The sequence below is a fragment of the Glycomyces salinus genome, from assembly GCF_016428645.1.
GTDB lineage: Bacteria > Actinomycetota > Actinomycetes > Mycobacteriales > Micromonosporaceae > Glycomyces > Glycomyces salinus.
Window position 1 is genome coordinate 22,503 of sequence record NZ_JAELXW010000043.1, and the last position, 16,052, is coordinate 38,554.

The 16,052-nt window shown below is 67.9% G+C and carries 13 protein-coding genes; 9 read left to right on the top strand and 4 right to left on the bottom strand.

Annotated elements, in window-relative coordinates; all coding sequences use genetic code 11:
• Window positions 1–2 precede the first annotated feature (2 nt).
• Complete coding sequence (gene eccCa, locus JFB92_RS13655) at window positions 3–4,031, bottom strand: type VII secretion protein EccCa (protein WP_199039534.1); 4,029 nt, start codon at window positions 4,029–4,031, stop codon at window positions 3–5.
• 216 nt (window positions 4,032–4,247) lie between these two features.
• On the opposite strand from eccCa, the gene eccD reads away from it, so the two are divergent.
• From eccD to JFB92_RS13670, 3 genes are all read left to right on the top strand, one after another.
• Window positions 4,248–5,675 carry a type VII secretion integral membrane protein EccD gene (gene eccD, locus JFB92_RS13660; protein WP_199039537.1) on the top strand — a complete coding sequence of 476 codons (1,428 nt, stop codon included), beginning with the start codon at window positions 4,248–4,250 and terminating at the stop codon, window positions 5,673–5,675.
• A gap of 46 nt (window positions 5,676–5,721) precedes the next feature.
• On the top strand, window positions 5,722–7,263 hold the full coding sequence (gene eccB / locus JFB92_RS13665) for a type VII secretion protein EccB (RefSeq protein WP_199039540.1): 1,542 nt from the start codon (window positions 5,722–5,724) through the stop codon (window positions 7,261–7,263).
• An 81-nt stretch (window positions 7,264–7,344) separates the two neighbouring features.
• Window positions 7,345–8,136 (top strand): Rv0361 family membrane protein, encoded by a 792-nt coding sequence (locus JFB92_RS13670; RefSeq protein WP_199039543.1) that lies wholly within the window; start codon window positions 7,345–7,347, stop codon window positions 8,134–8,136.
• Window positions 8,137–8,208: 72 nt separating this feature from the next.
• Here the strand turns inward: JFB92_RS13670 and JFB92_RS13675 are convergent, their stop codons facing one another.
• From JFB92_RS13675 to JFB92_RS13685, 3 genes are all read right to left on the bottom strand, one after another.
• Window positions 8,209–9,006: an SGNH/GDSL hydrolase family protein gene (locus tag JFB92_RS13675; protein WP_199039546.1), complete on the bottom strand. Its 798-nt coding sequence runs from the start codon at window positions 9,004–9,006 to the stop codon at window positions 8,209–8,211.
• 230 nt (window positions 9,007–9,236) lie between these two features.
• The gene (locus JFB92_RS13680) at window positions 9,237–9,530 is read right to left on the bottom strand and encodes a hypothetical protein (RefSeq protein WP_199039548.1); all 294 of its coding nucleotides are present in this window, start codon (window positions 9,528–9,530) and stop codon (window positions 9,237–9,239) included.
• 155 nt (window positions 9,531–9,685) lie between these two features.
• Window positions 9,686–10,423 (bottom strand): GntR family transcriptional regulator, encoded by a 738-nt coding sequence (locus tag JFB92_RS13685; RefSeq protein WP_199039552.1) that lies wholly within the window; start codon window positions 10,421–10,423, stop codon window positions 9,686–9,688.
• Window positions 10,424–10,688: 265 nt separating this feature from the next.
• On the opposite strand from JFB92_RS13685, the gene JFB92_RS13690 reads away from it, so the two are divergent.
• From JFB92_RS13690 to JFB92_RS13715, 6 genes are all read left to right on the top strand, one after another.
• Window positions 10,689–11,627, top strand: coding sequence for a transporter substrate-binding domain-containing protein (locus tag JFB92_RS13690; RefSeq protein ID WP_199039554.1), 939 nt, complete (start codon window positions 10,689–10,691; stop codon window positions 11,625–11,627).
• Window positions 11,628–11,632: 5 nt separating this feature from the next.
• Window positions 11,633–12,364 (top strand): amino acid ABC transporter permease, encoded by a 732-nt coding sequence (locus tag JFB92_RS13695; RefSeq protein WP_199039560.1) that lies wholly within the window; start codon window positions 11,633–11,635, stop codon window positions 12,362–12,364.
• On the top strand, window positions 12,365–13,033 hold the full coding sequence (locus JFB92_RS13700; RefSeq protein ID WP_199039564.1) for an amino acid ABC transporter permease: 669 nt from the start codon (window positions 12,365–12,367) through the stop codon (window positions 13,031–13,033). It abuts the gene before it with no gap.
• Entirely contained in the window at window positions 13,014–13,826 is an 813-nt protein-coding gene (gene ehuA, locus JFB92_RS13705) for an ectoine/hydroxyectoine ABC transporter ATP-binding protein EhuA (protein ID WP_233163171.1), read from the top strand. Before JFB92_RS13700 ends, ehuA begins: the two co-directional genes overlap by 20 nt.
• A gap of 180 nt (window positions 13,827–14,006) precedes the next feature.
• Window positions 14,007–14,687, top strand: a complete 681-nt coding sequence (locus JFB92_RS13710) for a potassium channel family protein (RefSeq protein WP_199039567.1) — start codon at window positions 14,007–14,009, stop codon at window positions 14,685–14,687.
• A 1-nt stretch (window position 14,688) separates the two neighbouring features.
• Window positions 14,689–16,038 carry a TrkH family potassium uptake protein gene (locus JFB92_RS13715; RefSeq protein ID WP_199039570.1) on the top strand — a complete coding sequence of 450 codons (1,350 nt, stop codon included), beginning with the start codon at window positions 14,689–14,691 and terminating at the stop codon, window positions 16,036–16,038.
• Window positions 16,039–16,052: the final 14 nt, after the last annotated feature.

Here is a 16,052-nt window from a genome sequence, read left to right on the forward strand (position 1 = left end):
TCCTATCTGGTGCCGTTGGGCGGCAGCAGCGTGGTCTGGATCAGCTGCTCGCCGTCCTTGCGGCGGACGAGGGTGCCGCGGCCGGGCGGTTGCTTGCTCGGCTTGAGCTTGCCGAAGATCGCGCCCTCTTCCTTGCGGCCGCTCATCAGCAGGCCCGGGTTCTCCAGCTGCTTGATCTGCCCCATGACCGGGTCCATCATGGACCTGCCGGCGCCGGAGGCGCGGCGGGCGATGATCACGTGGAAGCCGATGTCGCGGCCCTGCGGGATGAGGTCGGCCAGGCCCGCGAGCGGGTTCTGGCGGCCCTGGGACACCATCTCGTAGTCGTCGACGATCAGGTACAGGTCCGGCCCGGTCCACCAGGAGCGGTCGCGCAGCGCGGCGGCGCTGACGTCGTCGCCGGGCAGGCGCTTCTCGATCGGCGCGCGCAGGTTCTTGCACGCGAACTCGAACTGCTTGGCGGACATGGCGTAGTCCAGCAGGGTCGGCTTCGAGATCTCCTCGAGCATGCCGCGCCGGTAGTCGGCCATGATGACCTTGGCTTCCTTGTCGGTGTACGTCGCCTCGATCTGGCGGGCGATGTGCCGCAGCAGGTTGGTCTTGCCGCATTCGGAGTCGCCGAGGATCAGCATGTGCGGTTCGGCCTTGAAGTCCATGTAGACCGGCTTGAGCCCGGCCTCGTTGAGGCCGATCGGGATGCCCGGCTTGGAGCGGTCGACCGCCTGCAGGAAGTCGGCGACCTTGAGCTCGCGCGGCAGGAGTCGGACCGGCGGGCACGGCGGGGCGTTCCAGGCCTGTTTGACCTTCTTGACGAAGTCGTCCACGCCCGGGGCGAGGTCGTCGCCGTCTCGGATGCCGTCGATGCGGGGCACGCCCGACAGGAAGTGCAGCTTGGACAGCGTCAGGCCGCGGCCGGGGCGGTTCTTCGGCACGTTCGCCGCCGACTTGCGGTCGATCTCGGACTCCATGTTGTCGGTGAGCTTGAGTTCGAGCTTGAGGCCGAACATGTCGCGCATGCTCATGCGGATGTCGCCCCACCGGGTGGCGGTGGTGATCACGTGGACGCCGTACGCCAGACCGCGGTTGCCGATGGTCTTGACGTGGTCGACCAGCGGCTCGAAGTCCTCGCGCAGGGTCATCCAGTTGTCGATCACCAGGAAGATGTCGCCGTAGGGGTCCTCGGCGTAGCGGCCGTCGGCCTTCATGCGCCGGTAGGTGCCCATGCCGTCGATCTTGTTGGCGGTGAAGAACGCCTCGCGCTCGTTCAGGATGGACATGACCTCCTGAATGGTGCGGCGGACGCCCTCTTCCTCCTGGCGGCCGAACACGCCGGCCACGTGCGGGAGGTCCTCGATGCCGCGGAGCGAGCCGCCGCCGAAGTCCAGGCAGTAGAACTGGATCTCGCGCGGGGTGTGCGTCAGCGCGAGCGAGCCGATCATGGTCCGCAGCATCGTCGACTTGCCGGAGACGGCGCCGCCGGCGATGGCGACGGTGCCCTGCGCGCCGGACAGGTCGACGATGAACGGGCTGCGTCGCTGCTCGAACGGGCGGTCCTCCTCGCCGAGCACGGCGTGGAGCTTCCCGTTGAGGGAGAAGCCCCGCGGGGTCAGGCCGCGCTGCGGGTCGACCTCCAGCGGCGGCAGGATCTGGTCGAGGGTCGGCGGCTCGGCCAGCGGCGGCAGCCACACCTCGTGGGCCGGGCGGCCCATGCCGATGCAGTTGCCGACCATCACCTCGAGTTCGGAGAGCTTGCTCTCCTCTTCCTCTTCGGCCGCGGCCTCGACCTCCTCGGGCTCCTCTTCGGGCTCGGGTTCGGGCGGCAGGTCGACGTGGCCGGGCAGGAACCGCTGCACCTTGTGCTGGACGGCGGCGATGCGCTCGGCGCGGGAGGCCTGCTTCTTCGGCGGCTTGTAGGCGCCGCCGACGTAGGCGGCGCGGAAGCGCACCAGGTCCTCGGTGCCGACCTGGAGGTAGCCGTGGCCCGGCTGCTGCGGCAGCTCGTAGGCCGCGCCGGAGCCGATGACGGTGCGGGACTCCTGCGCGGAGAAGGTGCGCAGCGCGACCCGGTAGGACAGGAACGTGTCCAGGCCCTTGAGCTTGCCCTCCTCGAGGCGCTGCGAGGCCAGGAGCATGTGCACGCCGATGGACCGGCCGATGCGGCCGATCTGGAGGAACAGGTTGATGAAGTCGGGCTTGGCGACGAGCATCTCGGAGAACTCGTCGGCGATGATCAGCAGGGTCGGCATCGGGTCGAGCGGCTGCCCGCCGGCGCGGGCCTTCTCGTACTCCCACCGGTTGGTGAAGTTGCCGGCCTTCCGCAGCTCCTCCTGGCGGCGCACGAGTTCGCCTTCGAGGGCGTCGCCCATGCGGTCGACCAGCTCGATCTCGTCGGCCAGGTTGGTGATGACCGCCGAGACGTGCGGCAGCTCGTCGAGGGAGGCGAAGGTCGCGCCGCCCTTGAAGTCGACGAGGATGAAGTTGAGCTCCTCGGAGGAGTGGGTGGCGATCAGGGAGCCGACCATGGTGCGCAGCACCTCGGACTTACCGGAGCCGGTGGCGCCGATGAGCAGGCCGTGCGGGCCCATGCCGCCGACGGCGGCCTCCTTGAAGTCGATGTCGACGATCGCGCCGTCCGGGCCGGGCCCGATCGGGACCTTCAGGTAGTCCTTGATGGGCTTCTCGCGCCAGTGCACGGCCGGGTCGAGCGCGGCGGCGTCGTTGATGCCGAGCATCTCGGGCAGGCTGGAGGGGTTGGCCATCGGCGAGGCATCGGCGTCGCCGGATTCGGTGCCGCCTCCGACGCCCTTGACGGTCAGTCGCCAGGGGGCCAGGGAGCGGGCGATGCCTTCGGCCTGGCTGAAGGAGAGGCGGTCGGGCCTGCCGAGGACGCGGCGGCGCCCGGCCTGCTCGGTGCGGATCTCCTCGGGGTCCATGTCGACGAGCTTGATGTGCGGGCCGGGCTTGCGGGGCAGGTAGCCGGAGAAGTCGAAGACGGTGACGCCGGCCATACCGTCGGCGGCGATGATGCCGGCCGGGTCGACCTCGCCGCCGTCGATGACGATCACCAGGTGGACCTCGCCGTCGCCGGAGGTGGCCCCCGGGGCCCAGGCGGCGCGGCCGTTGAGCTGGTCGCGCATGGCGTCTTCGAACTGCGTGGTGGACTGGTAGAACATGCGGACCGGTCCGGCGCCGTCCTCCTCGCCGGGGTGCTGGAGATGGGGCAGCCACTTCATCCAGTGCCATTCGGGCATGCGCTCGCCGTCGGCGATGACGGCGATCTTGACGTCGTCGGGCGAGTGGAGGACCGCCAGCTGGCAGAGCTGGGCGCGCAGGTTGTCCATGACCAGGGCCCGGTCACCGCGCAGGACGTGGCGTCCGGCCTCGGTGTACTTCATCGACCTGGGAATGTTGATGACGTTGGAGTGGGCCGCGACGAACCGGCGCAGCGCCATGGACGTCATCGGCTCGAGGTCCTCGACCGGTTTGGTCTCAGGCGGGACCAGTTTCATGGTCATGCGCTGCTTGCCGACCCCGGTTCGGACGTCGAGGGAGTCGTCGTCCTTGGGGCGGCGCTCCCACATGCGCCTGGAGCCGACCAGCGACCACAGGGCGTTCGGGTCGGGGTGGCGCCAGCGGGCCGCGCGCCACTGCCGCTCGGCGCCCTTGCGGGCGCGGCGCCGCACCTGGTTGAGATAGCGCATGTAGTCGCGGCGGTCGGCGTTGAACTCGGCCTTCTTCTGGCCGCGGTTCGAGGTGATGTTGGTCGCCATCATGCCGATCATGGACACGCCCATCATGGCGCCCATGGCCATCATGAGCGGGTCGATCCCGCCGCCGGTCCCGCCGCCGCGCCGCATCATCATCAGCGTCATCGCCGCGGCGCCGGCGAGCATCGGCAGGACCATGAGGTACTGGCCGATCGACTTCGGCTGGGGGTCGGGCATGTCCGGCGGCGACTCGAGCAGGATGTCACCGCGGGGCGCCTGAGGTCCGCGTTTACGCGGCGGCCTGCGGAAGAGTTTGGTCGTCACAATGGGTCCTTGTACTCACCGGGGATGCGCCTCTCACGGCGACGCTTGCGAGCCGTAAATTAGCGTGGTCGTATAAAAGATAAAAGTGCGCGCTGTCAAGTATCGCACTGACAGGGTAAGACCGCATCACCACCAGTGCGCCCCTCTGGTGGTTGCATGCGGGATTTATCCTGTGAGAGTCCCCCGATTCTCTACACCGACCCGGAGGTTCGTGCGGTGAGCACCAAGTCGGCCACCCTGAGCAGGGTGACGATCGTCAGTCCTCGCACCAGGATCGATCTCGCCCTGCCATCGGACGTGCCACTGTCCGACCTCTTGCCGACCATCCTCCACCAGGCCGGCGAGTACTACATCGACGAGGCCGGAGACAACGGCGGCTGGATCCTGTCGCGGCTGGGCGAGGAGCCGCTCGACACCGGGCACTCGTGCTCGCAGCTGTCGATCGCGGACGGCGAGATGCTGTACCTGAACCCGTCCGACGCCGCCAAGCCCGAGGTGGTCTTCGACGACATCATCGACGCGGTCGCCACCGCCACCGATGACCGCGGGAACCGCTGGGACCACATGGCCACCAAGCGCTTCAGCGTCGGCGTGGGCACCTCCGCCCTGGCGGCCGGCGCGATCGCGATCCTGTTCACCGGCGGCGGCGGCGCCTCCCAGCTGCCGGGCGCGATCGTGGCCATTGCGGTGGCGGCGATCCTGGTGGGCGCCTCGGCGCTGCTCTCGCGGGCCGTGGGCGACGCCCGGGCCGCCACGTACTTCGGGGTCACCGCCGTGTTCTACGCGGCCGTGGGCGGCCTGCTTCTCGCAGCCGGGGACGCCTCGGTCTCGGAGCTGTCGGCCCCGCATGTGATGATCGCCGCCAGCTCGATCCTGCTGTTCAGCGTGCTGGGGATGGTCGCGGTCGGGGACCTGGCCTCCGCGCCGGTGTTCATCACCACGATCCTGGGCGCGGTGGTGCTGGGGATCGCGGTCGGATTCATGATGCTGGTGGACCGCCCGAACTTCCCGTCCACCGCGGCGACCGGGGCAGCGCTGGCCGCGCCGCTGGCGCTGGCGATCCTGCCGGCCGCGCCGCGCCTTTCGCTGTCGATGGCGATGGTGCCGACGCCCTCGCTGCCGGCCACGACCGACGAGCTCAAGGAGGGCGACACCGAGGCCGTCGACGGCAAGCGAATCCTGAAGCTCTCCCAGCACGCCGGGAACTACCTGGAGGCGCTGTACGCCTTCGCCGCGGTCGTCGGGCTGGTCTCGGCGATCGCGCTGGCCTTCTCGGGCCGGACGCCGGGCATGATCCTGGCGACCGTGGTGGCGCTGATCCTGCTGAGCCGTTCGCGCACCGTCGAGGACCGCCCGGCGCGGATCGTGATGCTCGGCTGCGGGATGGGCGGGCTGACCGCGGTGCTGACCGCCATCTTCCTGGGCACCGACAGCCTGCTGATCCGCCTGGTGGCGATCCTCGGCGCGCTGACGCTGCTGACGGTGATCGCGATGGTGTACGGCCTGGCTGTGGCGGGCAAGAAGATCGCTCCGACCTGGGGCCGGATGCTCGACATCTGCGAGGCCCTCCTGATCGTGTCGATCCTGCCGCTGGGCGGCTGGATCTGCAACCTCTACGACTTCGCGCTCTCAGTGCGCGGCTGACCCCGATTCACGGCCCGGATTAGGAAGGCGGATTCCGATGGCGCAGATGCGTTCTCGTCGGGAACAGGTGGACGCCCACCGCTTCATCACCTCCCGGATGAACCAGGCGCTCGTGCTGGCCAACCCGGACTCGGTCGAGCGCCCGCTGCGGCGCATCGGGGTGTCGATCTTCGCTTCGGTGATGATCATGGTGCTCATCATGGGCGGGTTCATGATCGCGGCGCTGCTGGGCAAGGGCAACGACCCGCCCGCGTTCAACCACATCATCTTCGAGAAGGACACCAACGCGATATACGTCTACACCTCGCTCTCCGGCGAGGAGGACGGGAACGAGAAACTCTGGCCGGTCACGAACTACACTTCGGCCCTCCTGCTGCTCAAACCCTATGACGGGGAGCCTCCGACGCAGAACCTGAAGCCGGAGTCGCTCAACGGCTACGAGCGGGGCTACACGGTGGGCATCCAGAACGCTCCGCCGTCGCCTCCGCCCGCCGAGAGCCTGCTGCAGGACGAGAACTGGAACGCCTGCTCGCTGCCGGCGACCGCCGGCGGCATGAGCGGCCGCCTGATCTCCGAGGTGGTCGTCGAGGACTTCGAGGCCCCGGACTACCTGGGCTCGGACCGCTACATGCTGGTGCAGGCCAGGGAGAGCGACCAGCAGTACGTGCTGTGGGACGACCGGAAGTACGCGGTCGGCGACGAGGCCATGAACGCCCTGAAGATCCAGACGAGCATGCGGTACACGGTGCGCGAGAACATCCTGCACACCATTCCGACCGGCCCGAACCTGAGCGCCGACGACGCCCCGGCGTACTTCGACAACCCCTCGAACTCGGAATTGGACGGCGAGATTCTGAACTACGGGGCCACCCTGGAGAGCCAGGGGCAGACGTACGTGCTCATGGAGGGCGAGGACGGCGACGACGAGCTCGCCCCGATCGGGGAGGTGTCCCGGGCGCTGCTGGAGAGCGAGTACGACCTCCCGACGGTCACGGGCGTCCCCTCAAGCGAGGTCTCGGGCATCGGGGTGCAGGCGGTCTACGAGGAGCAGGACTTCCCGCGCGACCTCGGCACCCAGGAGACCCTCACCGGCGACCAGCCGGCGCTGTGCTCGGTGTTCGACCCGAGCATCCCCTTCGAGGAGGAGGCCGAGGACCACAACCCGAAGATCGCGCTGTTCGAGGTGGCCCCGGAGACGACGCGCACCGCCGCCGGCTCGGTCACGATCGACGGCGAGGGGAACATCGAGGGTCTGGTCCCGCAGGAGGCGCTGACGGTCCTGCCCGCCGGTACGGCGGCGATCGTGGCGTCCAAGCCGCTGGGTTCGACCACGCTCGAGGGCATCCGGTACCTGGTCGACAGCACCGGCATCAAGTACGGAATCGTCGACCAGGGCGAGACCGGTTCCACGCAGCAGCTGCTGGGTTACGGCACCACCTCGCCGGTGGGCATCCCCGACGCCATGCTGAACATGATCGGCGAGGGCGTCGACCTCGACCCCGAGGACGCCCGCAGCCAGCTCGACCCGGACGAGGACCCCCCGGTGTTCGACACCGGCGAGTCCGACGAGGACGAGGGCGGCGAATAGGCCGCTCTCTGAACCGCCGCCGGGATGGAACAAGCGTGTTAACCTGGCGCGACAGCACTCCTGAGACTTGAGGAAACCGATATGAGCTACCCGCCCCAGCAACCGGGCTTCGACCCGAATCAGCAGCCGCAGCAGCCCGGTCAGCCGGGCGGCTACTCCCCTCAGCAGCCCGGGTACGGCCAGCAGCCGGGTTACGGCCAGCAGCCGCAGCAGCCCGGCTACGGGCAGCAGCCGCAGCAGCCGGGATACGGCCAGCAACCCGGTTACGGCCAGCAGCCGCCCCAGCCCGGCTACGGGCAGCAGCCTCCCGGGACGCCCCCGGGCTACCCGCCGCAGCCCGGTTACGGCGCTCCGCAGCCGCAGAAGTCCAAGACCGGCCTGATCCTGGGGATCGTCGGCGGTGTGGTCGTCCTCGGCGCGGTCATCGGCCTGCTCATCTGGCAGATGGGCGGCAGCGGCGGCCCGGGTTCGAGCGACTCCCCCGAGGATGTGGTCGACGGGGCCTACTCCATCGTGGCCGACAACTTCAACGGCGCCTTCGAAGACATCGACATCGAGTCGCTGGCCCAGGACTTGAAGCCGTACATGTGCTCGGACATGCACTCCGAGCTCGACGAAGCCTCGAACGACGAGATGTTCGCAGAGTTCGAGGGGATGGAAGACCAGCTCAGCGGCATGGAGATCTCGTTCTCGTACGAGATCACCGGCTCCAGCGAGGACGGAGACACCGCCACGGTCGACACCGTGGTCACGACCGAGATCACCCACCCGGACTTCGGTGAGATCCCCGACGAGACCTCAGACTCGGTCGAACTGGTCAAGGAGGACGGCGCCTGGAAGATCTGCGACGACTCCGCGATCGACATCGCCTGACCGGCGTAGAACGCGACTTCGGGCCCGCAGGCTTCGCCTGCGGGCCCGAAGTCTTTCCGGGGGCGGGTCGGGTCAGACGGCGGCCTCGAGTCCGGCGAAGTAGCCGTCTCTCTGGCCGGCGGTGTTGGGGTGGAAGGACTCGGCGATGGGCCAGGAGAGGCCGTTGAGCCATTCGACGTCGTCGCATACGGCGTGGCCGTCGAAGGAGCCGCGCACGTCCACGTAGGTGAAGCCGAAGTCGGCCGCGACCGAGCCGATGGTCTGGGCCAGCAGGTCGGCGGCGTCGTTGAGCTGGGCCTGCTCGGCGGGGCTGATGCGGGTGATGACGTTGCACTCCTCGCCGTTGAACAGTCGCGGGTAGCCGAGGACGACGATCTCGGCGTCCGGGGCGGCCTCGTCCACGGCCGAGTAGACCGAGGAGAGCCTGCCGGGCAGGATGTTCTGGACGAACTGCTCGGCCGCGGCGATCTCGGCGTCGCAGGTCCACGGGTAGGGGTAGGCGCACTGCTGCACCACGTCGGCCCAGCCGGTGTCGTTGCCGCCGACGGTGATGGTGACCAGGTCGGTGCTGTCGGACAGGCTCCCGAGCTGGTTGTTCGACACGTCGGTGGTGGTGGCGCCCGAGCAGGCGGCGAAGTCGAGGTCGGCGCCGGTCTCGGCGGCCAGCAGGGACGGGTAGGCCAGTTCCGAGCGGCTGCATCCCGACCCGTCGTCGATGTACTCGCGGGTGCCGACCCCTGAGGCGTAGGAGTCCCCCAGAGCGACGTACTCGAAGCTCTGGGCGCTGGCGGGGGCGGCGAAGGCGATCGCGGCGACGAGGGTTCCGACCATTGTGGCCAGGAGCAGGGTAATACGGCGGGGTATGTCCATTTAGGGCTCCGTCTCGAATTTTGTCAGGAGGCTGGAGCCCTTGTTATATCAATCTGATAACGGACGATCCACCAACAGAACGCCACCAGTCAGTAAATTTACACTTCTCGATGTACCGCTGATGCCCTTGAGGCGCAGCGGTATATGAGTGACCGTCGGTAGACAGGGCGGGCGATCCCGTCGAAGGATCACCCGCCCTGCTGGATTCGGCGAACCGGATCTCGAGGCGCCTACGAGTAGTACTTGGTGTACAGGGCCCACCAGCCCCTGGAGTCGGTGACGGTGTAGTGGCACGAGTAGTTGGACCACAGGCCCGCGGAGATCTGGTCCCGGCCAGCCTCCACGCATGCCGCCCGTGTGCCGTAGAGGCCGCGGTATACCCAGTCGGGGTCGCTGGTGTCGTGGTCCTGGACGACTACGGAGTTCGAAGGGGCGTGGACCGCCTGCGCGGTGGCCGGCACGGCCGCCGCGACGATCCCTGCGGAGGCCGCGGCCAGTGCGATGGCCGCCAGTTTTCTGTTCATTGTGTCCTTTCGATGTGGATCGTCAAGTTGAAGACACATTAACATGTTTCGCTGTATTTGACGTCACATCTGTTGCGCCAGAATCATTCAGCTCAGACCGAACTGATCACCGACCGGTGGACACGGTTCGCGTCGGAAGCTCTTCCTCCGGCCTCTCAGACGCCCTCGGAGAGGTCCAGGCGGCCCAGGGGCTGGGGCACGTCCGGGGTCTCGGCGAGCAGGCGTCCGGCCTCGAGGTCCTCGGCCTCGGTCGGCTCGGCCACCAGTCGGCGGACCTCTTCGCGCAGGTGCGCCTCGAGCAGGCGGCAGAACAGCTCGGCGTCGCCGTCCTCGAGGGCCCCGAGCATCGCCATGTGCTCGTCGGCCAGGTCCCGGTGGACCTCGAAGTGCGCGTACATCGAGAAGGTGCACAGCCTGGTCTCGATGAGCAGGGTGCCCATCATGCGCTCCAGGCGAGCCGAACCCCCGGCCTCGGCCAGGACGCGGTGGAAGTCGAGGTAGGCGTCGCCCAGCTCTCGGGCGTCGTCGGCCTTCAGGGCCCGCTGCATGCGTTTGACCTCGGCGGAGAGGTACCTGAGCATCTCCTTGCGCTCGGCGACCGGCCGGGCCAGGAAGCGGTGGCCCAGCTCGGTCTCGATCCGGGCGCGGAGCCAGTGGATGTCGCGGGCGTCGTCGGCGGTCATGATGCGCACGGCCAGCCCCCGGCGGCGAGGAATGACCAGGAGCCCCTCGGCGCACAGCCGCTGCATCGCCTCGCGCAGCGGACCGCGGCTCACACCCAGTTGGAAGGCCAGCTCGGCCTCGCCGAGCGCCACCCCGGGGGGAAGGTCGCCGTCGACGATCGCACCGCGGATGGCGTCGGCGATGAGGTCCACCGTCGAGGTGCGTCGCACCGGGGACAACCGACCTACCTGCCGAGTCCTCGACAGCCCGCTCCTGCGATCCGACACGACCGGCTCTCTCCTTCTATGAGTACTGCTCAGCATCTTAGCGCCGCACCGAATCCACGCCCGGCGGAAACGAGGGGTTGCGCGTCGCACCTATATCGCGGTTTCACAACGGTTTCGTTATCGAACGTCGATCATCAGATTGTCGACAAACTTACATTAGACCGCTAGGGTCGGCAATGTACACGAGATAGTTTCTGGAGGAACCACCGTGTCTGACAAGTTGAAACTGAACCGCCGCCACCTCATGCTCGGCGCAGGTGGCGGTGCGGCCGCGATGGCTCTGGGAGCCTGTTCGGCCACGGATGACGGCGGAAGCAACGGCGACAGCGGAGGCGACGGCGACGGTGGGGGCGGCCTCCTCGAGAGCGCCCAGGACGGCGGCACGATCCGTATCGCCTTCACGGACGAGCCCCCGTACGCGTACCCGGCCGAGGACGGCTCGGGCGCCACCGGTCAGTCGGTCGACACCCACGTCTACATCCTCGAGCAGCTCGGCATCAGCGCCGACCAGATCGAGTGGAAGCAGACCGAGTGGGACTCGCTGATCGCGGGCCTGGGGAACGCGCACGACATGGTCCTGGCCGGCATGTACGTCACCCCGGACCGCTGCGAGAACGTGGCCTTCGCCAATCCGGACTACATCATGCCCGAGGCGCTGCTGGTCGAGGCCGGAAACCCGGGCGGGTGGACCACGCTCCACGACATGGCCGACACCGACGGCGTCGTCGGGGTCATGAACGCGACCTCCGAGTTCGAGATCGCCCAGCAGATCTACCCCGAGGACCGCATCAACGTCCAGGACAACCTGGAGGCCCTGATTCTGGAGCTCAAGGCCGGTCGCTGCGACGCGATCGCCCTGACCTCGGCGAATCTGCAACTGCAAGCCGACGCGGACGACGAACTCGAAGTCACCGAGGGCTACTGGAACATCGACCCCGAGACCGGCGAGGAGATCACCGGCGCCGGAGCCGCGGTCTTCCGGCCCGCCGACGCGGACTTCCGCGACGCGGTCAACGAGGAGCTGGCCATTCTCCTGGAGGACACCGAGACCTGGGAGGGCATCGTCGGCAAGTACGGCTTCACCGTCGAGACGAACCACCCGGACGGCCTCACCGCCGAAGAACTCTGCCCGGACACGTACCAGTAGGTCCCATGGACTGGCAGATCGTCATCGACTCGCTGCCCCGGTACGCCGAGCCGCTCTGGGTGACCGTCCAGGTCACCCTCGGCTCGGCGGCCGTGGCGCTCTTTGTCGCCTTCGGACTGGGGCTCATGACCAGTTCGAAGCACCTGATCGTGCGCACCCCCGCCCGGATCGTCGTGGAATTCTTCCGCGGGTCCTCGGTGATCGTGCAGCTGTTCTGGTTCGCTTACGCGATGCCGCAGCTCCTCGGCTTCCAGTTCGACTACGCGATCATGGTCGGCATCATGGCCCTCGGCCTCAACTACGGCTCCTACTCCTCCGAGGTGGTGCGCGCCGCGATCGGCGCGGTCCCGAAGGGCCAGTGGGAAGCCGCCACCGCCTTGAGCCTCTCCCCTTGGACGAGGACCTGGCGGGTGGTCATCCCCCAGGCGTGGCCGGAGATGATCCCGTCCCTGACCTCTTTCGCGGTGATGCTGCTCAAGGCCAGCGCGCTGGTCTCGATGGTGAGCATCATCGACCTCACCGCCATGGCGAACACGATCGGCAGGGTCCCGGGCAACGAACTGCTCGTGCAGTACGGCTTCCTGCTGGTCGTCTACTTCATCCTCGCCTGGCTGATCTGGTCCGGCATGCGGCTGCTGGAGCGCCGCGCCAAACGCGGAATCGGCATCGGCGCCAGGCCCTCCAAGAAGGCCCTCGCCGACGGGCACGGAGTACAGGCCTCGGGAGGTGCGATGTAGATGGACGGTTGGAGCAACGAACGCGCCGCCGAGATGTTCCCGATGGTGTTCGAGGGATTCGTGGTCGTCCTGCAGGTCACCGCGGTATCCGGTGTCATCGCGATCCTGCTGGGCCTGCTGGTGGCGATCAGCGACCAGACCGCGCCGTTCTGGCTGCGGCGTCCGGTCAACTGGATCATGCAGTTCGTGCGGAACACTCCGCTCCTGGTGCAGGTCCTGTTCGTCTGGTATGCGACGAGCCTGTACATCAACCCCGAATGGACTGCTTTCGTGGTCGGCTCGGCCGTACTGGGCATTCACTACGCCTCGTACACCTCCGAGTCCTATAGGGCGGGCATCGAAGCTATCCCGAAGGGCCAGTGGGAAGCGGCCACCGCGCTCAGCCTGCCGCGCCACCGGGTCTGGCTCGCGATCATCCTGCCCCAGATGCTGCGGCGCTCGACGGCGGCGGTCGCGAACTGGCTGATCGCCATGTTCAAAGAGGTGCCGACGCTGTTCGCCATCGGTGTGCTGGAGATGCTCGCCATGGTCGACCGGTACGCCGGCCTCAACTACACCGGCTACGTCGAGGGCTACACGATCGCCGGTCTGCTGTTCCTCGCCGCGTCCTACCCGGTCGCGGTCGCGACGCGGAGATTGGAGATTCGCCTTGCCAAGTCCAACTTCTAACGAGCCCATTATCCGCTTCGACCGGGTCAACAAGGACTTCGGGGACCTGCGGGTCCTCAAGGAGCTGTGCTTCGACATCGACCCCGGGGAGCGCGTGACGCTCATCGGGCCGTCGGGTTCGGGCAAGACCACGATCCTGCGGCTGCTGATGACGCTGGAGCACGTCACCCCGGTGAAGCACCCCGACGAGAACGGCGGGGTCATCTGGGTGGAGGGCGAGCCCTACTCGCACATGAAGAAGGGCGGGAAGCTCCACGTCGCCAACGAGCGGTACCTGCGCCGGCGCCGCCAGAAGGTCGGCATGGTCTTCCAGCAGTTCAACCTGTTCCCGAACATGAGGGTGCTGCGTAACGTCACCGAGGCGCAGGTGCACACGCTCAGGCGGTCCAAGGACGAGGCCGAGGCCAAGGCCCGGGACCTGCTGGAGCTGGTGGGCCTGTCCGACAAGATCGACAACTACCCGAACCAGCTCTCCGGCGGCCAGCAGCAGCGCGTGGCGATCGCCCGGGCGCTGGCGATGGACCCGGACATCCTGCTGCTGGACGAGGTCACCAGCGCACTCGACCCCGAGCTGGTGGCCGACGTGCTGGCGGTCCTGCGCGACATCGCCGAGACCACGAGCATCACGATGCTGATCGTGACGCACGAGATGGGTTTCGCCCGCGACGTGTCCAACCGCGTGATGATGTTCGACCAGGGCGTGATCGTCGAGGAGGACACTCCCGACCGGATCTTCTCAGATCCTCAAGAAGTGCGTACGCAGGACTTCCTTCGGGCGGTCCTGGCGGAGTAGAATCGGAATCTCCTCCATCCTTGGAGAGTGTTAGGGGTGTTCGAGGGGGCGGTCATGAGGGGTTTAGGACCGCCCCCTCACTCGTGCCCGGGGTCCGGCGCGCGGTGCGGCGGACGATCACGGTCGGTTGGTGGCAGAATCTATCAGCGTGTCAACACTTAACGGCAGGGGCGCGTGCTCATGAACCTCTTCGGCAGAGACGAGGCGCCGTCCGGTGAGGCCGTGGCCGTGATCGGCCTGGGCCGCTTCGGTTCGGCCGTGGCCACCTCGCTGACCCGGCTGGGCCACGAGGTGCTGGCGCTCGACGAGCGCTCCGACATCGTGCAGCGCGCCTCGGAGAGCCTGACCCACGTGGTGCAGGCGGACGCGACCGATTCGCGGGTGCTCACGCAGTTGGGCCTGGGCGAGTTCGACCACGTCGTGGTCGCCATCGGCACCGACATCGAGGCGAGCGTGCTGACGGTGCTGGCCTGCGAAGAGGTCGGGGTGCGGGAGATCTGGGCCAAGGCCATCAACGCCAAGCACGGGCAGATCCTGCACCGCACCGGCGCCCACCACGTGGTCTACCCCGAGGCCGCGATGGGCGAGCGGGTGGCGCACCTGGTGAGCGGCAAGATGATGGACTTCATCGAGTTCGACGACGGGTTCGCGATCGTCAAGACCGCCGCCCCGGCCGAGGCGCTCGACAAGCCGCTGGGCGAGTCGCGGCTGCGGTCGAAGTGGGGGGTGACCGTCGTCGGGGTCAAGAAGACCGGCGAGGACTTCACCTACGCCACCCCGGACACCGTCATCGCCGAGGGCGACACGCTCATCGTCTCGGGCAGCACCAAGAAGGTAGAGGCGTTCACCGCCACAACGTGAGATGAGCAGATTCTCCGACTGGTTCACGCGCCATCCCGTCCGGCTGGTCCCGCTGGGCTTCGGCGTGGCCATCGTCATCGTCACCGTGCTCCTGCTGCTGCCGGTGTCGCTGGCCGAGCCCGGCGGCACCAGGGTGATCGACGGGCTCTACATCGCCACGTCGGCGATCACCGTGACCGGGCTGGTCACGCTCGACACCGGCACGCACTGGACGCTGTTCGGCGAGGGCGTGATCATGGTGGCGATGCAGGTCGGCGGCCTGGGCATCATGGCCAGCGCGGTGTTCATGGGCTTGATCGTCTCCAAGCGGCTGAACATCCGTTCGCGCATGATCGCGCAGGCCGAGGCCAACCGGGCCATCAGCATGGGCGACGTCAAGGGCGTGATTCTCCGGGCGTTCCTGGTGATGCTCTCGGTCGAGGGGGTGGCCTCGGCGATCCTGGCGCTGCGGTTCTACTACGGTTACGGCTTCGGGCGGTTCGACGCGTTCTGGCAGGGCCTGTTCCACGGGGTCAGCTCGTTCAACTCCGGCGGGTTCAGCCTGTTCTCGGACTCGATGGAGGGGTTCGTCGACGACCCGTGGATCATCGGGCCGGTCGTGGTCGCCTCGATCCTCGGCGGTCTGGGCATGCCGGTGCTGTTCGAACTGGCGCGCCGCGGCTGGGGCCGGCGCAAGTGGAGCCTGCACACCAAGATGACGGTGGCCGGCACGACGATCCTGTTCGTCGGGGGTTTCTTCTTCTTCCTGATCCTGGAGTGGTCGAATCCGGCGACGCTGGGCCCGTTCTCGTGGAACGACAAGCTGCTGCCGGCGCTGTTCCAGTCGGTGATGCCGCGCTCGACGGGGTTCAACTCCATCGACGTGGGCGAGATGCACGTCCCCTCGATGCTGGGCGCGATCGTGCTCATGTTCATCGGCGGCGGTTCGGCCTCGACGGCCGGGGGCATCAAGGTGACCACGTTCTTCGTGCTGCTGTGGGTGATCTGGTCGGAGGTGCGCGGCGAGCCCGACGCCTCGGCGTTCCGCAACCGGCTCAGCGACGCGGTGGTCCGGCAGGCGCTGAGCGTCGCGCTGGTCTATGTCGCGTTCATCGCCGCCGGGGTGTTCCTGATGCAGTTGTTCGAGCCCCACCAGGACCTGGCGCACATCATGTTCGAGGCGACCTCGGCCGGGGCGACGGTGGGGCAGTCGGCCGGGGTGACCGAGGAGCTGTCGGACTCCTCGAAAGTTGTGTCCATTGTCCTCATGTACGGCGGTAGGATCGGGCCGGTGCTGTTCGCCACGTCCCTCGCGATCCGTTCGAGGTACCGGCTGTACCGTTATCCCGAGGGCCGCCCGCTCGTCGGCTGACCGACCCCTCGCGA